Source organism: Paenibacillus aurantiacus (assembly GCF_042431225.1).
In the GTDB taxonomy this organism is placed as follows: domain Bacteria; phylum Bacillota; class Bacilli; order Paenibacillales; family Paenibacillaceae; genus Paenibacillus_Z; species Paenibacillus_Z aurantiacus.
Genome location: NZ_JBHMDO010000009.1, coordinates 1 through 20,025, shown reverse-complemented (window position 1 = coordinate 20,025; position 20,025 = coordinate 1). Strand labels below are relative to the sequence as shown.

Annotated in this window: 17 protein-coding genes, 7 tRNA genes and 1 riboswitch; of the genes, 4 read left to right on the top strand and 20 right to left on the bottom strand. The window is 56.2% G+C overall.

Features of this window, described 5'->3' with window-relative positions:
- Window positions 1–76 precede the first annotated feature (76 nt).
- A complete protein-coding gene (locus ACFFSY_RS04350; RefSeq protein WP_377490427.1) occupies window positions 77–2,725 on the top strand; it encodes an EAL domain-containing protein in 2,649 nt (882 codons plus the stop codon).
- The gene (locus tag ACFFSY_RS04345; protein ID WP_377490424.1) at window positions 2,722–4,083 is read left to right on the top strand and encodes an ABC transporter substrate-binding protein; all 1,362 of its coding nucleotides are present in this window, start codon (window positions 2,722–2,724) and stop codon (window positions 4,081–4,083) included. Before ACFFSY_RS04350 ends, ACFFSY_RS04345 begins: the two co-directional genes overlap by 4 nt.
- 102 nt (window positions 4,084–4,185) lie before the next feature.
- Here ACFFSY_RS04345 and ACFFSY_RS04340 read toward each other — a convergent pair whose 3' ends face one another.
- Window positions 4,186–8,382 (bottom strand): collagen binding domain-containing protein, encoded by a 4,197-nt coding sequence (locus tag ACFFSY_RS04340; RefSeq protein WP_377490421.1) that lies wholly within the window; start codon window positions 8,380–8,382, stop codon window positions 4,186–4,188.
- Window positions 8,383–8,549: 167 nt separating this feature from the next.
- On the opposite strand from ACFFSY_RS04340, the gene ACFFSY_RS04335 reads away from it, so the two are divergent.
- Together ACFFSY_RS04335 and ACFFSY_RS04330 are read left to right on the top strand one after the other, a co-directional pair.
- Complete coding sequence (locus tag ACFFSY_RS04335; protein ID WP_377490418.1) at window positions 8,550–9,221, top strand: class D sortase; 672 nt, start codon at window positions 8,550–8,552, stop codon at window positions 9,219–9,221.
- 43 nt (window positions 9,222–9,264) lie between these two features.
- Window positions 9,265–9,352, top strand: a riboswitch (cyclic di-GMP riboswitch).
- Between the two features lie 14 nt (window positions 9,353–9,366).
- Window positions 9,367–10,176: a transglutaminase-like domain-containing protein gene (locus ACFFSY_RS04330; protein ID WP_377490415.1), complete on the top strand. Its 810-nt coding sequence runs from the start codon at window positions 9,367–9,369 to the stop codon at window positions 10,174–10,176.
- Window positions 10,177–10,288: 112 nt separating this feature from the next.
- Here ACFFSY_RS04330 and ACFFSY_RS04325 read toward each other — a convergent pair whose 3' ends face one another.
- The 19 genes from ACFFSY_RS04325 to ACFFSY_RS04235 form a co-directional block, all read right to left on the bottom strand.
- Complete coding sequence (locus ACFFSY_RS04325) at window positions 10,289–10,687, bottom strand: rhodanese-like domain-containing protein (protein ID WP_377490412.1); 399 nt, start codon at window positions 10,685–10,687, stop codon at window positions 10,289–10,291.
- Between the two features lie 10 nt (window positions 10,688–10,697).
- The gene (locus ACFFSY_RS04320) at window positions 10,698–11,741 is read right to left on the bottom strand and encodes a peroxiredoxin family protein (protein WP_377490409.1); all 1,044 of its coding nucleotides are present in this window, start codon (window positions 11,739–11,741) and stop codon (window positions 10,698–10,700) included.
- A gap of 255 nt (window positions 11,742–11,996) precedes the next feature.
- The gene (locus ACFFSY_RS04315; protein WP_377490406.1) at window positions 11,997–12,392 is read right to left on the bottom strand and encodes a rhodanese-like domain-containing protein; all 396 of its coding nucleotides are present in this window, start codon (window positions 12,390–12,392) and stop codon (window positions 11,997–11,999) included.
- Between the two features lie 204 nt (window positions 12,393–12,596).
- Window positions 12,597–12,863 carry a metal-sensitive transcriptional regulator gene (locus ACFFSY_RS04310; RefSeq protein ID WP_377490403.1) on the bottom strand — a complete coding sequence of 89 codons (267 nt, stop codon included), beginning with the start codon at window positions 12,861–12,863 and terminating at the stop codon, window positions 12,597–12,599.
- 77 nt (window positions 12,864–12,940) lie between these two features.
- Complete coding sequence (locus tag ACFFSY_RS04305) at window positions 12,941–13,420, bottom strand: DsrE/DsrF/DrsH-like family protein (RefSeq protein WP_377490400.1); 480 nt, start codon at window positions 13,418–13,420, stop codon at window positions 12,941–12,943.
- 15 nt (window positions 13,421–13,435) lie between these two features.
- Complete coding sequence (locus ACFFSY_RS04300; RefSeq protein ID WP_377490397.1) at window positions 13,436–13,663, bottom strand: sulfurtransferase TusA family protein; 228 nt, start codon at window positions 13,661–13,663, stop codon at window positions 13,436–13,438.
- 13 nt (window positions 13,664–13,676) lie between these two features.
- The gene (locus ACFFSY_RS04295) at window positions 13,677–14,825 is read right to left on the bottom strand and encodes an MBL fold metallo-hydrolase (RefSeq protein ID WP_377490394.1); all 1,149 of its coding nucleotides are present in this window, start codon (window positions 14,823–14,825) and stop codon (window positions 13,677–13,679) included.
- A 14-nt stretch (window positions 14,826–14,839) separates the two neighbouring features.
- Window positions 14,840–15,424, bottom strand: coding sequence for a sulfurtransferase TusA family protein (locus ACFFSY_RS04290; RefSeq protein WP_377490391.1), 585 nt, complete (start codon window positions 15,422–15,424; stop codon window positions 14,840–14,842).
- Window positions 15,425–15,591: 167 nt separating this feature from the next.
- On the bottom strand, window positions 15,592–15,924 hold the full coding sequence (locus ACFFSY_RS04285; protein ID WP_377490388.1) for a rhodanese-like domain-containing protein: 333 nt from the start codon (window positions 15,922–15,924) through the stop codon (window positions 15,592–15,594).
- A gap of 13 nt (window positions 15,925–15,937) precedes the next feature.
- Complete coding sequence (locus tag ACFFSY_RS04280) at window positions 15,938–16,729, bottom strand: sulfite exporter TauE/SafE family protein (RefSeq protein ID WP_377490385.1); 792 nt, start codon at window positions 16,727–16,729, stop codon at window positions 15,938–15,940.
- A gap of 280 nt (window positions 16,730–17,009) precedes the next feature.
- Window positions 17,010–18,335 carry a hemolysin family protein gene (locus ACFFSY_RS04275; RefSeq protein WP_377490382.1) on the bottom strand — a complete coding sequence of 442 codons (1,326 nt, stop codon included), beginning with the start codon at window positions 18,333–18,335 and terminating at the stop codon, window positions 17,010–17,012.
- Between the two features lie 157 nt (window positions 18,336–18,492).
- On the bottom strand, window positions 18,493–18,948 hold the full coding sequence (locus ACFFSY_RS04270; RefSeq protein ID WP_377490379.1) for a GNAT family N-acetyltransferase: 456 nt from the start codon (window positions 18,946–18,948) through the stop codon (window positions 18,493–18,495).
- 186 nt (window positions 18,949–19,134) lie between these two features.
- Window positions 19,135–19,211, bottom strand: a tRNA-Arg gene (locus ACFFSY_RS04265).
- 22 nt (window positions 19,212–19,233) lie between these two features.
- Window positions 19,234–19,306: transfer RNA gene (locus tag ACFFSY_RS04260), tRNA-Lys, on the bottom strand.
- A gap of 11 nt (window positions 19,307–19,317) precedes the next feature.
- Window positions 19,318–19,393 (bottom strand) — tRNA-Thr (locus tag ACFFSY_RS04255).
- Window positions 19,394–19,404: 11 nt separating this feature from the next.
- Window positions 19,405–19,481 (bottom strand) — tRNA-Asp (locus ACFFSY_RS04250).
- 108 nt (window positions 19,482–19,589) lie between these two features.
- Window positions 19,590–19,665: transfer RNA gene (locus ACFFSY_RS04245), tRNA-Val, on the bottom strand.
- A 10-nt stretch (window positions 19,666–19,675) separates the two neighbouring features.
- Window positions 19,676–19,752, bottom strand: a tRNA-Met gene (locus ACFFSY_RS04240).
- A 5-nt stretch (window positions 19,753–19,757) separates the two neighbouring features.
- Window positions 19,758–19,832, bottom strand: a tRNA-Glu gene (locus ACFFSY_RS04235).
- Between the last annotated feature and the right edge of the window lie 193 nt (window positions 19,833–20,025).

Below are 20,025 nucleotides of genomic sequence, written 5' to 3'. Positions count from 1 at the left end.
AAGGCATTCCCCTGATTTTTTTTACAAGCATGTATGGGGTTCACGTTCATTATTTCACCGTGCAGGAGGAGCCATCGTGGAGGGACAAGTTCTTCTTCGCCATCTCAACGCTCGCAAATGGGCCATCTTCATCGCTGTCATCCTGCTGGCCGTCATCCTCGAGAGCCGGCCGCTTTCCCTCGTCTACGGCATCTCGCTCTCCTTCGGCGGCGTGGTGCTATTCGCCTCCATCGGCCTCCTGCGGCTCCGGTATGTGGCGCTTGGCGCGCTAGTGGTCGATGGCGTCTGCATGATCCTGTTCGGCAAATCCGCCTTCGTGTTCGTCCACCTTGCCGAGCTGCTGGCCGTCGGGCTCCTTAGCCGCAACAGCACCAAGCCGCTCTTCTTCTGGGACGCCTGCTTCTGGGCGGCGATTGCCCTTCCGGCGGCGTTCGTGCTGCACGTGACCGATCATCAAACGTCCGAAATTATTCTAGCGCTGCTCGTCGGAGCGACGAACAGCCTGATCAACGCCACGCTCGCCGGAATCGTGGTCAAATATTTGCCGTTCTGGCTCCGAATCACCCCGAAGACAAGACAGCCCATTCACTTGAAGCAAGCGCTGGCCCACTTCACGCTTTTCATGATCTTCGTTCCCTATCTCATGTATTTGTCCATCGGCAGCACGAACATTACCGACACCTTGGAACGCAATACGCTGCACCAGTCGGAAGGAACCGCCAGCAGCATCAAGGAAGAGCTTGGCCGCTGGACCGCCGAGGATTACCGTTCGATGAAACTCGGCTCCGACATCCAAATCGGTTACCTGCAGAACATGATCGACAAATACACGAGCGAAGGCACGTCAATCATCACCGTCACCGACAAACAGAACCGGATTATCGCCGATAGTCAGGGTTCTCCGTACGGGCTGAAGTTCACCCGGCTTCAGGCCGATATCCAGAAGCAATTCACCGACCGGTTCTACTTAACCCTGCCGGCCAACGCCCATATCCGCCAAACGTGGCAGGATGCCGGTTACCTGTACATTCAGGAAGTCCCTCAGGCCTCCATAACGATCTATATCGATACGCCGCTCGGCCCGTTCCTCGACACGATCTACGAGGAATACTTCTACCATTTCCTGAACCTGATGCTATGCGCGCTCGGTGTCACGGTACTTGTGCTGCTGTTCGGGCGCATGCTGACCGGCACGATTACGGAGCTTGCGGCGAGCACCGCGAACTTGCCTGATCGGCTCAAACGGATGGAGACGCTCGAATGGCCGTCCAGCGGCATTATCGAGTTCAACTCGCTCATTCAGAACTTCCAGCATATGTCGCGAGACTTGTTCAAGCTGTTCCAGGAATCCTCGGATGCCAACAGCAAGCTCAAGGAACAGACCGCCAAGCTGTTGGTCTCCGAAGAGAAGCTTCAGCATCTGGCGTACTACGACGGCCTGACCGGCTTACCGAACCGGATTCACTTCTCGGACCACCTGCTGCGCATGCTGGAGGAGCATCAAGCCGGCCCTTCGGTAGCGGTCATGTTCGCAGACTTGAACCGGTTCAAGCAGATCAACGACACGATGGGCCACGCCACGGGCGACGAGCTGCTGCAGCGTGTCGCGGAGCGCTTCTCCCGCTTCGAATCCGAGCAATGCCGCATTTTCCGCCTTGGAGGCGACGAGTTCGTCTTCGTGCTCGTCTATGAGGACGAGGCGCTGCTGCATGAGACCGCAGATGCGATCTGCCGCACATTCAACGACGCCATCCCGCTGGCTGGAACCGAGCTGTACGTCTCCGTGAGCCTGGGCATCAGCGTCTACCCGCGTGACAGCCGCGATCACGATTCCCTGCTCAAGCACGCCGACATGGCGATGTACCAGGCGAAGGAGCAGGGGACAAGCTGCTACCGGTTTTTCGACGACGAGATGAACCAATCCCTCGCGGAGAGAATGCAGCTGGAGAACGGACTGCGTGGCGCGATCCGCGCCGGCGAGTTTAAGCTGCACTACCAGCCGAAGATCGAGGTGGCCACCGGCCGCATCAGCGGCGTAGAAGCGCTTATCCGCTGGTACCATCCGAATCTGGGCCTCATCCCGCCGGACCGTTTCATCCCGCTAGCGGAGACCTCCGGCATGATCGCCGAGATCGACGCCTGGGTTATCCGGGAAGCCTGCCGGCAGAATCAGCAGTGGGCACGGCAGGGCATGCCGCAGCTGCCGGTCGCCGTCAACATTTCCGGCCGCCATTTCGAGCAGGGCGAACTGCCGCAGCTCATTCGAGCGATCGCCGACGAGACGGGGATGGATCTCCGGCTGTTGACGCTCGAGATTACGGAGGGCATCTTCATTCGCAATCACGACAAAGTCGTCGCGCAGCTCGAGGCGCTTCGCGCGCTCGGCCTTCGCGTCTCGATCGACGATTTCGGCACCGGCTATTCCTCCTTGAGCCAGCTGCAGCGCCTGCCTGTCGACGAGGTCAAGCTTGATCGGACATTCATGAAAGGGATCGTGCACGATCCGAAGAAATCGCGCATCGTCGGCGCCATTGCCGAGCTGCTGCGCAGCCTGCAGCTGCATGTTGTCGTCGAAGGCATCGAGACCCCGGAGGACTACCGGTACATTGAGAAGCTCCAGTGCGAAGAAGCGCAGGGCTATTGGATCAGCCGGCCGCTACCGGCCGATGAATTCGCAGCCTTTTTGCAAATGAACGCTGAGGAAAATCGGGAGGAAATATCGTGAAAAAACGCAATATACATCGCTTCGGCATAACGCTTATCGCAGCGATGCTCGCGGCCATGCTGACCGGGTGCTTCGCTCCTGGCGCCGGAACGAAGCAGCTCGGCGTGGAGGACGAGGCCGCGGCCGCGACCACGCAAGAAACGGAAGCCATCGACCCGAACATAAGCGCAGAGCTTACGCTGTGGGTCTACTACAAAGGCTTCGACAAGCTGATTCCGCAATTTCAGAAGCTGTATCCGAATGTGAAGGTGACGGTGAAGGACTTCCTGTACGCTTCGTACGAGAACGAGTTCCTGCAGGCGCTGGCTGATGGCACTGTTCCGGATATCATGCTTGTGGACAGCACACAGTTCGGCTCCTTCTCCTCGATTAAAGGCCTTGAGAACCTGCTCGATCCGCCGTATAACGCCGGCGTATATGAGAAGGATTTCAGCCAAGCGTTATGGAGAAGCAATATGTCGTTGGATAGGAAGCGGCTCGTCGGATTCCCGCTCTCCAGCTCGCCCATCGTAACTTATTACCGCAAGGATATTATGGACAAATACGACTTTCCTTCCGAACCGGAGGCGCTCGGCGAATACATGGCCGAGCCGGACAACTGGCTGAACATGGCCAAGACGCTGAAGAAGGACGGCATCTACTTGACCCAATGGGATCCGGAAATCGTCATGAACTACGAACGCACGCAAAGCTTCTTCGACGACGAGCTCCGCTTCCAGCGCAACAACGACATGTTCAAGGAAGCGATTGATATCGCCAAGGTCATCAACGACCTCAACTTGGCTGCGCACCTCGACGTCTGGACGTCCAGCGGCGAGGAAGCCGTACGCAAGGGCAACATCGCGATGATGTATATGGGCACCTGGGGCGGCGATCAAATCCAAGCTTGGGCGCCGGAATCCGCCGGTCTATGGCGGGAGACGCGGCTTCCGTTCGGCCTCTACGGCTGGCAGAACAGCGCCAACTTCATTTTGCCGTCCGAAGGCAAGAATAAGGAGCTCGCCTGGAAGTTCATCGAGTTCTACGTCACGGAATCCAGCAAGAACGGCATGGCGGGCTCGGTCCCGGCCTATCTGCCCGCGCGCGGCAATCCGAAGGAGCTCGCCTCCGTCAATCCGTACATGGGCAACCAGCCGGTATACGCGCTGCACGAGGAGCTCGTGGCCCGAATGTCCGAGCTCGTCCCGACGCCGCTCGATACGAAAGCAGCCGCCATTTGGAATAAAATGCTGGCTGAAGGGATCGAGCGCAAAATGGACACGGCTACCATGCTCGATGGCATCGAAGAGCGGGTCGTCTCGTCGCTGGCGACGGAAATCGACATTTTGAAGCGTACAATGGAAGAGGCGTCTCCTTAGCTGCCTTAAGTCCACAGAGGTTCCGGACGTTCGCTTCTCATGACAAAGAGCCGCAGATTTGGAATCTGCGGCTCTTTGTCATGAATGCGTGCCTGTTCTTCCCTAATTCCGGCCGCGGAATACGCGTACGCGGAATAAAGCGAATCCGACTACGATGAGCGCCAAGCCCGCTAGCTGAATCGGCAAGTGGCTGCCCTCGCCCGTCTTCGGCAAAGTCGCGACAGGTTTGGCCGCGCTATTCGGCTCATCATTGCCTAGCGGGATCGGATCCACGGTAATGTCGATGAAAATCTCTTCCGTATTTCCGTCCGGATCCTTGACGATAATGGAGATCCGGTCTTTCCCCACGAAGCCGGCATCCGGCTTATAGACCCAGGTGCCATCCGGATTGACCTTGACCGTACCATGGTCCGGCTGCTTCGACACGACAGCCGTACCGCCGAGCGGTACTTCGACTTGTCCCTCGATCATCTCGTCCTGCTTCGTCGTCTCGCTCACGACAGGAGGCTTGATCGGTTTGGGCGTCGGCTTGGTGCCAGGGTTTACTGTGCCTGGATCCGTCGTGCCTGGATCTGTTGTTCCGGGGTCCACTGTCCCCGGATTCGTAGGTCCTGGGTTCGTTGTTCCGGGATCCGTTGTCCCCGGGTTCGTAGGTCCCGGGCTCGTTGATCCGGGATCCGTTGGCCCCGGATCGACAGGTCCTGGACCTGGCGTTGGGAGTTTCTTATTGGTCACCGTCAAATCTACATTTGTCGTGCCGACGATGGTTACCGGATGGTCCTTGCCGTCCAGCTCATAGCCCGCCGGCGCCGTTTTCTCCACTGCGACGTAGCTGCCTAGCGGAAGCTTCTCGAACTTCGCTTTCCCATCGGCGCCTGTGGTTTGGGTTGCCACCCGCGTGCGGACATTACCCGATACGCTGTACAGCTCGAACACGGCGCCGCTCAGCACGATCGCGTTATCCGCCGCGTCCTTCTTCGCGATCGTCAGCGAGCCTTCGATGACAACAGGCGGGATGACCGTAATTTTCTTATTCGTCACGGTCAAATCGACGTTGGCCGCGCCGGCAATCGTGACCGGATGGTCCTTGCCGTCCAGCTCATAGCCCGCTGGCGCCGTCTTCTCCACCGCGACGTAACCGCCTATGGGGAGCTTCTCGAACTTCGCAAACCCGTCGGCGCCTGTGGTTTGGGTCGCCACCGGCGTGCGGACATTACCCGCTACGCTGTACAGCTCGAACACGGCGCCGCTCAGCACGATCGCGTTATCCGCTGCGTCCTTCTTCGCGATCGTTAGTGAACCTTCAATCGGATCCGGCGGAGTTACAGGAGTCTTCTTGTTCGTAATGACGACCTCGAGCGCGGCCTTCGCACTTAAGGCGACGGGATGCTCTTTTGCGTCAAGCACATAACCCGTAGGCGCGGCGGTCTCGATCAAGATGTAGCTGCCGGAGAGCAGATTGCGGAATACAGCCTTGCCGTCCGCATCCGTCGAGAGCGACTTCACGAATGTCTTGGCGCTGCCGGATACCCGGTAAAGGGCGAAAGCGGCACCGCTCAACTTGGCCTGCGTCTCCTCATCCTGCTTCAATACGGTCAGCGAGCCGCGGTCGCCGCTGCCAGTGCCCGAACCGCTGGAAAGACCGATGATGATTTCCTTCGTCGTATCGGTCACGCCGACTTTGATGTTCTCGCCCGTAAATTCCACGTCGTTAGATACTTTGTCGCCATGCTCGGCCGTAATCATCGTCGTTGTGTACGCCAGTATGTAGGCGGTTTTAATTTCCTTGAGGAACTTCAACTCGAAGGTCTCGCCGCCATCCGCCTTCGGCGTAATGACAATCGAATAATCCGTTCCTTTCGTTAACTCCCCGCTTGCCTTCGAGACGCTGCCGTTGGCGCCGATTATCGTCTCGTAGACATGGAACGAATCCGGCACGTAAATCTGGCCGGCGCTTGCGCTATCCTTCACGGTCGCTTGCTGTACCGTCGACTGACCGCGGTTGATTGCTACCGTCCAATTCAGATCCCATCCGTCCTGTGCGCCGTTCTTGCTGACATATTCGCCGCCATGGGGAATGGTGACCGTCGCCGTCCAATTCTTGGACTCCAACGTCCCGCCATTCTTCAGTTGAGCGGTATTGGTAATCGAGCTATCAAGAACAAGCCCGTCCGCGCTTGTCCTGAACGTAACGATATAACCTTCCGCAATGACTTTCTTAAAACTTAGCTTCAGCTTCCCGGAAGTCTCATCATAGTCAACCGCGTAATCTTCGGCCGGTACCGGGTTGCCCTTAACCTGCTCGCCGTTAAGCGGTACGACCATCTCATGCAGCTCCAAAGATGCTGGAATCAGCTTCTGCCCCTCTTCGAGCGTATCCTCCAAAACCGCCTCGTTCAACGTTTTGCGGTTATAATTGAGGCCGATCGTCCAAGCGATCGTTTTATCGACCGGATTGTAGGAGCCGAACTTATAACCGTTGCCTTTTGTCGCGTTGTTCGGCGTGAAAGTCGTCGTGACCGACAGCTCGCCCGCGGTAGCTTTCTCGTCCCATGTCAGGGCAGCCTTGTTCGGGAACGCTGTGTTACTGCTCGCCAATCGCCAATCGTATGCGAGCCAGTCCTGGCTGTACTCCGTGGTATAAGTGATAATATAAGGTTCATTAATAACGGGTTTGAACGTCACTTCCAGGCGCGCGTCCTTGGACGCCGGATCGATGGTCGCCTCATTTACAGCTGCATCCGCCAACCCGCTTTGACTTTTCACCGAGAGGGAACCCGGAACGATTTTCATGCCGCCCTGCGTAAACCAATCCGTCAGCTTGGCATTCGTCATTGTGGCGCTATCGCCGTTGACGACGATTTTCCAGTCCAGGGTTTGGTTCTGATAATCTACCGCCGCGATCGACTTGGACAGGATGACTTGGCCGATATCGCGGCTGGCGCCCGCCTTCTCCGTCCCCCATGTCACTTCGTTGGTGATCTTGTCTTTCGCTTCGACGCGTTCGTTGGCGAACGTGTCATATTCGATCCGATAAGCAGACGAAATGTTATTTTTGAACGTGAGCTTGAGCGAATTGTTCGTTGCGCCCGCATTATCGATCACGACCGTATATGCGGATGGATCGAGCGCGGTACCCTTGGTCGGCTTCCCGGTTAAGTCGAACGTTACCGGGTACACGGCGACCGAGGTTGCGTCATACGATTGCGTCTTCTTAATCGTATCGATTAATTCCGCGCCTGCGGGGAGCGTCAATCCGCGATAGTTAAATTGGACTGCCCAGCTCAGCTTTTGATCTGCGGCGCTGTACGCCGTCGATTGTTTGCCGAGTGATGGCCCGTAGGATGGAGTTACGGTCGCAGAAGCGCTCTTGCTCTCCTCGTTGTCGCCTGCGAACGATGCCGTGTTCACGAAGGACGCTTTGGCTCCGTCTGCAATCGGCGTCGTGAATTTTACGCGATAGGCCGAATCGATGGCGTTCTTGAAGCTGACTTTCAGCACGCCGTCTTCGACCAGCGCCGTATATTCGTCCGCGGCGACCTTCGCGCCTTCCGTAACGGTGCCATCCAACTGGCTTGCCAGCTTGTACACCTCGACGCCTGCAGCATCGGCCAGCGTGAGACCAGCCGGTACCGGATCCGTCACGACCGCGTTTTCTACCGTTTTCAGCACCTTGTTGACGTCGATGGCCCAGGTGATGTTTGTCGGGTTATATCCGTTTGGCGTTCCTCTCTTCTCAATCACGGACGTTGTATCGGGTTTGAATAACAAGAGGAACTTTCGTTCGAAATCTTTGATTTTGATGACGATTTCCTGCTCGACGCTGCCTTGGATAACCTGCTTGTCGAACTCCGTCTTCAACTGCATCGTGCCTTTGACGTTGTCATAATTTTCGATGTAGTCGTTGAACGTCATGACGATCCGATGTTCGCTGGCGTCGACCGCGAATTGCCCCACATCGCCGCCGTCCTCCAGAACCAATGGCGCCGTAAAATCGCTATAGAGCTTGAACGACTCCGGAATGTCGAACGTGAACGTGTCGTCCGCCTTATAGCCATGTCCATTCGGAAGCTCCCATTTGAAATCTAGATTCACCTTAGCGCCCTGCTCATACACCGCCTCGGTTACAGGCGTGCCGCTCGCGTCCAATATAGTAATAGCTGCATCCTTAATAATGTTTCCGCTTATCTCAGCCGCGTTAGCATGCCGGAGCAAACCTGCCGAGCCCGTCAATTGCGCCACGACCATGAGGAATACGAGGGCGCTCGCAATCTTACTGTGCAACATTCTTAACCGCATTTGGCGCAGACCTCTCTTAGCTATTGGATTATTTTGGAGCAATTTCTTGCGAATGCAATCCTCCTTCTATAGAATATAAAGTGAACCAAGCCGCAATTATTTTATATGAATATACAAAAATATACAACCAAAATTCGCCATTTTTTGCAGAAAGGCGACTACATCCCATGATTAAGAGACTCGTACCTTTCCTATTCATTCTCGCCGGCATCCTCGTCCTGCTCTATCCTACTTTGGCCGATCGCTATGAAAGCTACCGCCAGCAGCAGATTCTGCAGGCTTGGGAGACTAATCTAAGTCAATTGGATATGCCCGAACCGGAGATGCCGCCCATCTCCTCTCCGCCACCAGCCGTGCAACCGGATGCGGTGAACGTAGAGCCCGCTGTCGCGAAGACGACGAATCCGCTTGGGGACGCTCCCGTTGAAGGGATTCTCTCCATTGAAGCTATCGATCTGAGACTGCCGATCATAACGGACGCCACTCCGGCTCACTTGAAGCTGTCGGTAGCCAGCATGCTCCATACGGGCAAGCCTGGCGCGGTCGGCAACTATGCGATTGCCGGTCATCGTAACCGCACCTTCGGTAAAAATTTCAACCGATTGGATGAAGTCAAGATCGGGGATGTCATCGCGGTTGAGACGGATAACGGAACCTACCATTACGTCGTGGAGACCAAACAATACGTCCTGCCCACGCAAGTAGAGGTATTAGAGAGCAATGACCGTGACCGCGAGATTACTTTGATTACCTGCCACCCGATGAAAAATCCAACGCATCGACTGATCGTAAAAGGCAAAATACAAGAAGAATCTACAAATAGCTATAGCCAACGGTAGCAATATGTAGTAAATTGGGACTATATTGAAATTCGGTGCTTTCTACCGATAAAGGCAAACCTAGCGAAAGCTAGCGACGCAAAACTAAAGGGCCTTCCTTGACGCGGTCAAGATGGCAGCCAGTTTCCGAAGGGAGAGCTTTTTTGTGTTCAACAAACCACTCGTCGTACTGCTTCTCATTCTCGCGGCGTTCGTTTATTCGGCGCCGACCGTAACCGCCGATTCGCCGGCCCCCGCCATTCTTGACCTTCAGTACATAGGCAAAGGGATCATCAAGGTGAAATACCAGCCTCCGGCTAACGTCAAAGCCATCGTACGGATCACCAAAGACAAATCGAGTTACGACTATTCGTTGACAGCCGGAAGCAGCTACCCGCTCCAACTCGGCAACGGCAGCTACACGGTCATGGTGGCTGAAGCGGCTAGCGCCAACAAATACAAAGTCATCCATAAGGAAACCGTTGAGCTTAAGCTCGCAGACGCCAATATCGTCTTCCGTCAAACTAGCCCCATCGTCAATTGGAACACAAACAATCTTGCCGTATTGAAAGCCCAACAGCTGAACAAGAACGCCAAGACCGACCAAGACAAGATCAAGTCCATTTACGCCCATATTACGAAGACCTTTAAATACGACAATACCAAAGCAGCAAGCGTGAAACCCGATTACCTGCCGAACCTGGACGCCGTCTTCAAATCCGGGAAAGGCATCTGCTACGATTACGCCGCCACCTTCGCCGCGATGGCCAGAAGCATCGGCTTGACCACGAAGCTGGTGGTCGGGTATGAGAACAAGCATCCAGACGTGCTGCATGCGTGGAACGAGGTGTATCTGGAAGAGTCCGGGGAGTGGGTTACGATCGACACGACGTACGATGCGGCCAAGGTCCAAGCCGGACAAGCCCCTCCCCTATTCAAGTCGGCTAACTCCTATACCATGACCAAATTCTACTAATTATCTTACACCCGCCATTCTCGCCTGAAACAGGGCATCCTATATGCATCAAAAAAGGGCAGCCTCGATGGCTGCCCTTTGCTATGTCGGCTTGCGCCGACCATCTATTCCGTTAACAACAAGGACACTGTCTACAGGGCGCGCTGCTCGCCTGCTTCGATTCGTAGAGCGCATACGAGAGCTGGCGGAAGCCCTTCGCCTTCAGAAATCTTGCCGCCTGGTACACCTCGGAAGGCTTCCCGCCCAGCAGCACGAGCGGCCGACCTGCTTCCACATGTCTGCGCCAGAACGAACTGAGTCGGCCGAGCGACAGATTAACCGCCCCTTGGTAATGCCCTTCTTCGAATTCCAAGTAGTCCCGCACATCGAGCAGTTGAACGTCAAGCCTTGCTGCCAGCCCGGACAAGTCGCCAAGCGCGTACTGCCGCAGGCCGCGCACGGGCGCATACTTGCGGTACATCCAATAGCCGATCGCCACCAGCATAATTAAACCAAGCAAACGAAACATCATCGTTCCTCCCTCAGCCCATGTCCCGGATTATTCGATGCATACCGTCATAATCGACTGCGCCTAGCAGTCTTGCGTGGATGATGCCATCCGGCGCGACGAAGATCGTCGTCGGATACGTGCGGATGCTGTATGCCGCCATCGCGGCGCCCTCTTCACCCAGCACGATGGGGAATGTCGTGCCTTTCTTGTCCGCGAACGCCCATACGGCGTCCGGGCCGCTCTCCGTGGTCGTCATGTTCACCGATAGCAGCACAACCGCTTCATTCCGATACGTGTCGTACAGCTTCTGCATATGCGGCATTTCCGCTTTGCACGGCGGGCACCAGCTCGCCCAGAAGTTCAGGATGACGACTCTCCCCCTATAATCGGAGAGCCGGACCACCTTACCATCCCGGTCCGTCAACTGGATATCGGGTGCAAGCTGGCCTTGCTTGGCCCCGGTCTTCACGTTCCCGCTTACGGCTTGCGAGGGAATGAGCGGCTCATCCGCAGATCGGAACTGCACCATCGTCACCGCCATGAAAGCCAAGACGCCAAGCAGCACGCCAGTGGAGAGCTGGCGCCAATCCGCCGACTCGCGCCGGGCAATAAGCCAAAGCATCATAAGCACGGCCAGCAGAATCGCCAGCAGCCGACGAACCGACCACGCTTCCGTGAACCACGGCTCTATGGCCATGAACGCGCCTGCAGCCCCGAACGCGACGATGCATGCGGTTTCCGCGGCCGTCAATAGGCTAGCCTTGGTACGGCGCCCTTTATACAGCACATACGCGGCCGACACGATTGATGCCAACATAGCCCCTTTGGAACCGCCGCTAAAGTATAACAGCGATCTCATCTCCGCCATAACTGTAACCGGATCGAATACAATTATACTCGCTTTCCATATGATTAGCCAGAGGAAAACCGCATGCATCGCGTCCGATATTTGCGTACGCGGGATTGCCCCCCGCTTCGAACGCAGCCATACGCCAAATACGCCGGCTAATCCCGATAGCAGGTACACCGCGATTTCCAAGTTCAGCGCCAGCTGGCCAACCTGCACCGTATACATCCCGCCAAAATCCCCTTTCGCGCGGCAAAGGCCCTACGCTTGAATAGGTAGGGCCTTTGCCAAAATCGTAAAAGCTATCCTTCTATACGTCACGCCGCTGACGCTGGTCTCGTTAACTACGCGAGCAGGCCTGCTTTCGGCTCTCCTTAGAGCATGGGTATAGCAATCGAGAGGAGCAGTGAATACAAGTCGTTCGTTCTCGAGGCTGGCTTTATTTGTTATCGTTCAGCCGCGATAATCCATACCGTTTCGCCCTTAGCGCGTCCGCTTGCCATCCCAAGCGGCGATGCCGCCTTTCAACTGCGCGATACGGTCGTACCCCCTCCGCTTCAGCAGTCGCGCCGCACGCTTGCTTCGAACGCCGCTTTGGCAATAGAGATACACGCTGCGATCCTTCGGAATCTCTTCCAGCCTGCGGCCGAGCGCGGACAACGGAATATTAACCGCCTTCGGGATCGCGCCCCTGCGGAACTCGCCCGCTTCCCTCACGTCGAGCAGCAGCGCTTCTTTCGGCGCTTCGGCAAGCTCGCGGTCGAAATCCCGCGCGGCCAGCGTCCGCAGACCTCGGACCGGTCCGAATTGCAAGTACAGCAGCCATATGAACAGCGCCGCGATCGCGACATCGATCAGCGTATTAAAATTAAACGTCATTGTTCTTCCAACCTCCGTGACATATGGAGAGACGGCATTCGTTCGCCGGTTGCGCAGGCGCCGTGGACGGTGCTGATTGCTCCACCGGCCTAAGAAGCGAAGGGCCCACCGCTTCACCGATCGGCCATCCACGGCCGCTACGCATATGCTGCCCCGTCATGCGCCCGCCCGACCGCCGCCGCTCATTTCAGCCGTTCTTGCCCGCTATCTGCTCTTCACCAATAATTCGATCGCCTGCTTCACCAGCTTGCCGGTATCGCCGCCCGCCGCCTGCTCCTCCAGAATGCAGTGCTGCAAATTCTCCGCGACGATCTGGGCGATCGCCTTGTCCGATGCATTGCGGACCGCCGACAGCTGGCTGACGACGTCTTTGCAGGACTGTCCTTCATCCATGAGGCGCAGTACGCCCCGAATTTGCCCTTCGATGCGGCGAAGCCTAGTCTTCATCTCGTCGGTGTATTGGAACTCCATCCGGCTCATCCCCTTTCAGCTGTATCACACATACGCGTATGGGTATAGTATAAGGCAAAACAAGAGGTCGTACACCTTTAAATAAACAGATTCACGTTCCCCTCCGACGCCTCGCCCAAATACGTCGCAACGCCGCCAAGCTCAAGCTCGTCGATCAGCTCCTCGCGCCGCAAGCCGAGCAGGTCCATCGTCATCGTGCAAGCGACGAGCTTCACGCCCTGCTCTTGGGCCAACTCAATCAGCTGCGGCAGCGTAAGCGCGTTGTGCTTCTTGATGACATGCTTGATCATCTTCGGTCCCATTCCGGCCATCTGCATCTTGGAGAGGCCCAGCTTGTTCGCCCCGCGCGGCATCATCCAGCCGAACATCCGCTCCAGCATGCCTTTATTCGTCTTCACCGGTCCTTCCTTACGCAGCGTGTTCAGTCCCCAGAACGTGAAGAAGATCGTCACGTCGTGGTCGTAAGCCGCGGCCCCATTCGCGATGATGAAAGCCGCCATCGCCTTGTCGTAATCGCCGCTGAACAGGACGATCGTCGTTTTCTTGTTCACTCCCACTTTTCGCTCCCCTTTCTAGTCCTTCCGCACGTAGAACGCATAGACGCCGCCGTCTTCTTCATGACGCAACAGTTCATGTCCGGTTTGCTTCACCCATGCGGTGAAATCGTTCACCGCGCCTTTATCCGTCGATAGCACCTGCATGATTTGTCCCGCGTTTAAGCTAGCCATCGCTTTCTTCGCCTTGACGATCGGCATCGGGCATGCCATGCCTTTCGTATCGACCATTACGCTGATTTCCATTTCCTCGTCCTCCTTATTTGTCGTGTATGGCGCAGCGGTTAGGCCCGCTCTCCATCTCGCGTTGTTCTTCAATCGATGGCGTTAGACGCCCCATGTTCGTGTGCCGGATCGCTTCATACGCATTCGGTTGCTGCGGCAGCTGCTCCGTCACGATGCGCCGGAACTCCGCCTCGTCCGGGATGTTCAGTCCGGGATTGCCAGCGAACAAGTCGCCTAATCGCGCCGTCACTTCCCCTCGCTCGCCTAGTTCTCGCCAAGTGCCATAGTGGGCCGGCAGTACGATCAACGCCTCCGGCAGCGCCCGATACCGCTCGTACAGCGTCTCGCGCAGGTCGCCTGCCCAATCCTCCGCAAGTCCAGCGAGATCCGGACGTCCGATCGAAGCTGCGAACAAGATATCGCCCGTCATCAGATACGTCCCGTCCACGAGGAACGACGTGCTGCCGATCGTATGTCCCGGCGAATACATCGCCTGAATCTCGATCGTCGTGCCGCCGACGACAATGCGCGTGCCATCCTCCAGCTTGGCATAGTCGAACGCCACCTCGCGCGCATCCTTCGGCGGCAGCCAATACGTCCCGCCCGTCTGCAGCGCCAGCTGCCGGCCGCCGCTAATATGATCCGCGTGCAAATGCGTGTCGAGCGTATGCCGAATACGCGCGCCTCGCTCCTCCGCCACTTGCAGAAGCGTCTCCGTCATGCGAGGCGCGTCGATGACCGCGGCTTCGCCGTTTGAGACGATCATATAGGAGAGGCAGCCTTTGCCCATCCGCACGAACTGGAACAACTCGCCGCCGCCGCGGAGATCGCCGAGCTTCACCGGCCGAACGTATTCGCTCCACGCCTTCATCCCGCCTTCCAGGTAGCGCACGCCTTGTACCCCCGCCTCGGCAAGCTGCTCGGCCACGAACACCGAGGAGCCTTCCTTGGCGCAGACGACGAGTACCTCCCGATCTTGGGGTAGCAGCGCAATCGCCGGTCCCACGCCATCCAGCAGCTCGAAGTAGGGGATGTTGACCGACTCCACCCGCTTGCCTTCGATTCTCCAATCCGCATAGTCGGCTGCGTTGCGCACATCCAAAATAAACAACGGCTTTCCGCTAATGATGAGATCAGCTGCTTCCTCTGCCTTCATGCTGCTTATGCTTGCTGACGTTGTCATTCTCGTTCTCCTCCCTACGCATTCCCCTCGATTGATCCGCTCCATTCGGACATCCCCGGCAGCGTGTTGTAGATATCGTCGAATCCGAGCGCGTCCAGCTTCTTGCAAGCCATGTCGCTGCGGGCCCCGGTCCGGCAGATGACGTAGAGCGGCGCATGCCGCGGCAGCTCGCTCGCCCGCTGCTCCAGCTCGCCCAGCGGAATCGATACCGCTCCCGGAATCCGGCTAAACGCGTACTCCGCCGGCTCCCGTACGTCTAGCACCGTCAGCGCCTCCCCATTATTCAGCATTTCTTGCAGCTCGTCGTTCCGCGCCGTGCGGGCAAAAGGCGCCTCGGTCCGCGCTTCGTCCGAACTCGCTTTCCGAATAAAATGCTTCAACACCTCCCCTTCGTGAACCGTACCCAAGTAGTGATGGCCCATCGAGCCAGCCCACCCTTGCAGATCGGCCAGCGAGCCTTTATCTGTCGCCTGCACTTCGATGACTTGCCCCGCCTGCAGCTGATCCATCGCCTTCTTCGTGCGCACGATCGGCAGGGGGCAGGCTAATCCTTTGCAGTTCAATATGAAATCGGTCGGTATTCTTGACGTCTCCGACATCGCGTCATCCTCCTTCTCGCATTTTTACCCATACTCCTATAGGTATATGAGCGGCTAAAAAAAATGGCCAACCCCTGTAAAATCCGCTTGTGCACCCCAAGTATCCATGCTGCGCCTTGTTTAGATACTCGGTCTTGAGCCCGTTACCAAAATCGCAGAACCCTTGATTAGGAACTCGGGCTCGAACCGGTAACCAAATCGCCTCGCCAGGCCAGTAGCCCGCCGGTCAAGTTAATGACCTCATAACCGAGAGACTCCAGAATCTCGCAAGCCAATCCGCTCCGATTGCCGCTGCGGCAGACGATCAGCGTCTCCAACCCGATCCCCAGTTCCGTATGCCGCCTGGGCAGCTCGCCAAGCGGGATCGATATCGCGCCGGCGATATGACCGGCTTCCCATTCCGCAAGTTCGCGTACGTCCAAGATCTGCATCGCTTCCCCTTGACCTAACCGTGCCGCAGCTTCTGCGGCTGTCATCGATCTCGCAAACTTTCCTGCCATTACGTCCTCTCTCCTATCGCTGCATTAGAATATCGAACCAAATTTTCACCGCCGTCAACGCAATGAGCGCGGACAGCAACCACCTCAGCAGGTCTGCCCTCATCCGCCGTCCAACCATCGCGCCTATCGGCGATCCCGCCAAGCTCGCGACCACCATGACCGCCGAAGGAATGAGCAGCATATGACCACCCAACGCTTTGCCAACAGCGGAACCGATTGAGGACAGGAACGTGATCGCAAGCGACGAAGCGATGGCCGTGCGGGTCGGGATACGCAGCAGCATGAGCATAATCGGGAGTGTGATGAATGCCCCGCCGGCGCCGACGATGCCAGACATGAGGCCGACGACTATAGCGCTTCCCGCAGCGATTCCTGTCTGAAACTCAGGTTGCCCCGTCTCCGGGCCATCGATCTTACGCTTTGGCATCCACATCATGACCGCAGCCACAAGCGCCAGGAGCGCATACGATACGTGAATTCCCGATTCGGGCAAGAAGGCGGAGCCATAGCTCCCCGCCAGACCGCCCAGCGCGATCGGCACACCCATGTACAACACCAGCCGCCGGTGGATAAGCCCGCTCTTCCGGTAAGATAACGTCCCCGACAAAGTGGCGAACAATACTTGAACGGCCCCGATCGCGGCTACCTCGTGCGCGGAGAAGGCCGTGAACCCGAGCGCCGGCGGAACAACCAGCAGCAGCGGATAGTTCACGATCGAACCCCCGATGCCGACTAGCCCGGCTATGAAAGCTCCCGTCCAACCAATGGCAAACAACGCTAGCAGCCAGCCTACATCTACATCCATGCATCAACCTCCGTTCTTAGAGGAATCCGCGTTATTTTACGTATACCCCTATGGGTATAATAAGCTGGCTTATGGCCTCTTGTCAATCATGCTACTAGGTGGGAAAAGCAGGGGATTGTTTCACAGTCAAGTGGATTCGATCCTTTCCCTCCTGCCCCTAATGAAAAAAAGCCGCTAGCCTATTCCCAGGCAGCAGCTTCCTCGCTTATTTCCTCGCGAACAACGGGGCGCGCCTTCGCGCGTTCCCGTCGCCCTCTTATCCTCCGGCGCTTGCCGAAGTTTATTCGTTCGTCTCCGCCGCCGACGCTTTCGGCAACTTCGTCGCATTGACCTTGCCGATGCGCTTGCGCACCACTTCTTCCACTCGGAACAGCACGCCTTCGAGTTCGACCGATGGCTGTTCGCCCTTGCGCGGAATCGTGCCGAGTTCGCCGATCAAGAGACCGCTCAGCGTGTCGTATTCGTCCAGCGGCAAATGAATGTCAAGCAGCTCGTTCACTTCCCGCAGTGAAATCAGACCGTTGATGAGGTACGTGTCCGCATCCAGCTGTTCGATCTCCTTCTCGTCATCGTCATGCTCGTCGAATATATTGCCGACGATCTCCTCAATCAAGTCCTCGATCGTAATAATGCCGGCCATGCCGCCGTATTCGTCGATCGCGACCGCCATATGGATCTTTTTGGACTGCAAATCGTGAAAAACATCGTCGATTGGCTTGGATGCCGGTATAAAGTAAGGCTTGCGTAACAGTTTACTTAGCTCGAACTGCTCCGCGCAGCCTTGGTTAATATAAGGGATGAGGTCCTTCGTATGCAGAATACCGACGATGTTGTCGTGGTCGCCTTCGTATACCGGGAAGCGTGAGTACTTCTCCAGATGCGCGACTTGAATTAATTCGCTCAGCGTAATGGTCACCGGAATGCTGACAACGTTCGTTCGATGCGTAATGATATCCAGTACGTTCTTGTTGTCGAACTCGAAAATATTGTGAATCATGCGCTTCTCGGTTTCTTGGATCGCGCCGTTCTCGTTGCCGACGTCCAGCATCATGCGAATTTCTTCTTCGGTAACTTGCTCCGTGTTCGCATTCGGGTCAACGCCGAACAGCCGCACGAGCAAGTTTGTCGACAAGGTCAGCAGTTTGACAAATGGCGACGTCACTTTCGAAATAATCGTCAGCGGCGTGACCGCGAACATCGCGATTCCTTCCGCCTTCGTCATCGCCAGCCGCTTCGGCACCAGCTCGCCGAAGACGAGCGTGAAGTAGGACAGAATGAGCGTAATGATGATAAGCGAGACCGTCTCCAGCGATTCAAGCGAGAGCGGTACGCCTGCATCGAACAGCACTTTAGCCAATCCGCCGGCGAACGACTCACCCGCGAAGGCGGATGCCAAGAAGCCTGCCAGCGTAATCCCGATTTGAATGGTCGCCAGAAAACGGCTCGGCTCGCCCAGCAATTGCATGAGCAGTTTGGCTTTCTTATGGCCGTTCTCGGCCATCGCTTTGATCTTGTTGTCGTTCAGCGAAATGAGTGCAATTTCGGATGCGGCAAAAAAGGCATTAAGCACGATAAGCAAAATCAGGACAACAATTTCTATGGACAAAACAATGGACCTCCCAAAATAATATACAAACAACCCTGTTACAAAAAGCTATCTTTGTGTTTATACGCAGCAGATTAGAAAAGTTGCATGATCTTATGGTTAGCTGGCATTGTGAAACCGATTGGGCAGCGCGACCCGAAGCGAAAGCTGACTTTATTTATCCTACGCAATATGGCTCACATTTACGCAGCACGCAGCGAAACCGCTCGACCCCCGGATACTTCTCGCCCAAGCTTATAATGCGAAAACCGGCTTTTTCGTAAAAATGGACGGCTTCGGCGTCCGTCTCCGCCGTTAGCTGCGCTGCTTGCCGCGTCTGCATCCATTCGGTAATCATGCCGCTGCCGATCCCTCGGCTCCGCTCGTTCGGGCTTACCGCCAGATGAAGCAGCTCATACTCCCCCAGCCGCTCTTCCCGGATCCCAATCAACCCGACAAGCCCGGATTCGTCGATCCTGCCGAGCAACGCGCAGCCCTCCTCGCGATAACGAGTCCACGCACGTTCCACGCTGGCCTCATCAGGCCAGACGCACATCGCCAGCAAACGCTTGATCTCTTCCTGATCCCGATAATCCGCTAGCGGGATTAACGCGGGCTCCTCGCGTATTGACAACGTATCTCTCGCCTCCGACCGCGATCTGTTATAACGTGCTAATTGATCTTTACATTGTACCATAATTAGGCATGTTCACCATCACGCATGTTGAGCTTGAAATGAAAAAAGAAGCCAGTTACGTCAAGTGACGAAACAAGCTTCCTCGTATAAGCAAGCGAACACAGGATCCGCAATTATGCCTGATGGCGCGCCCTGAGAGATTCGAACTCCCGGCCTTTTGATTCGTAGTCAAACGCTCTATCCAGCTGAGCTAAGGGCGCACATATTGTATGATGAAAAGCATGAGCCATGTAGGACTCGAACCTACGACACCCTGATTAAAAGTCAGGTGCTCTACCAACTGAGCTAATGGCTCATACCGTAAAGTGGTGCCGCCGAGAGGACTTGAACCCCCAACCTACTGATTACAAGTCAGTTGCTCTACCAGTTGAGCTACAGCGGCAAGTTTATAAATGGCGGAGCCGACGGGATTCGAACCCGCGGTCTCCTGCGTGACAGGCAGGCATGTTAGGCCTCTACACCACGGCTCCGCAGAAAAAGGTAGTTATGAGCGGCAGGATTTGATCGAATGCAGCCTCAGGCCTAGGTTCCTTGAGCAAGCTGCGCATAAGGTCCACTCCGTGTCACTTCATGCTAGATGGTGGAGGCTGACGGGATCGAACCGCCGACCCTCTGCTTGTAAGGCAGATGCTCTCCCAGCTGAGCTAAGCCTCCGAAATAAATATGGTAGCGGCGGAGGGACTCGAACCCCCGACCCTCCGGGTATGAACCGAATGCTCTAGCCAGCTGAGCTACGCCGCCATATATGGTGACCCGTAGGGGATTCGAACCCCTGTTACCTCCGTGAAAGGGAGGTGTCTTAACCCCTTGACCAACGGGCCTTTTTAAGATGCCTCATGCCCAATAAAAAAAACCACTCACGTTGGGGTGATTTCTCTTATGTGCATATGAAATGCACCTTCAAAACTGGATACGAAACTCAACACTTTAGCTGTGTTTTTTCAGGCTCTTGCAAACCTGAACGTTTAGGATAAGCCCTCGACCGATTAGTATTCGTCAGCTGCATGCATTGCT

Coding starts and splice junctions, on each gene's coding strand:
- ACFFSY_RS04325 (WP_377490412.1), bottom strand. CDS start 10,687: ATGATGTTTCGTTTGCTTGGTTTAATTATGCTGGTGGCGATCGGCTAT.
- ACFFSY_RS04320 (WP_377490409.1), bottom strand. CDS start 11,741: ATGTATACGGTGCAGGTTGGCCAGCTGGCGCTGAACTTGGAAATCGCG.
- ACFFSY_RS04340 (WP_377490421.1), bottom strand. CDS start 8,382: ATGCGGTTAAGAATGTTGCACAGTAAGATTGCGAGCGCCCTCGTATTC.
- ACFFSY_RS04290 (WP_377490391.1), bottom strand. CDS start 15,424: ATGTCGGAGACGTCAAGAATACCGACCGATTTCATATTGAACTGCAAA.
- ACFFSY_RS04300 (WP_377490397.1), bottom strand. CDS start 13,663: ATGGAAATCAGCGTAATGGTCGATACGAAAGGCATGGCATGCCCGATG.
- ACFFSY_RS04295 (WP_377490394.1), bottom strand. CDS start 14,825: ATGACAACGTCAGCAAGCATAAGCAGCATGAAGGCAGAGGAAGCAGCT.
- ACFFSY_RS04310 (WP_377490403.1), bottom strand. CDS start 12,863: ATGGAGTTCCAATACACCGACGAGATGAAGACTAGGCTTCGCCGCATC.
- ACFFSY_RS04280 (WP_377490385.1), bottom strand. CDS start 16,729: ATGGATGTAGATGTAGGCTGGCTGCTAGCGTTGTTTGCCATTGGTTGG.
- ACFFSY_RS04315 (WP_377490406.1), bottom strand. CDS start 12,392: ATGACGTTTAATTTTAATACGCTGATCGATGTCGCGATCGCGGCGCTG.
- ACFFSY_RS04335 (WP_377490418.1), top strand. CDS start 8,550: ATGATTAAGAGACTCGTACCTTTCCTATTCATTCTCGCCGGCATCCTC.
- ACFFSY_RS04285 (WP_377490388.1), bottom strand. CDS start 15,924: ATGGCAGGAAAGTTTGCGAGATCGATGACAGCCGCAGAAGCTGCGGCA.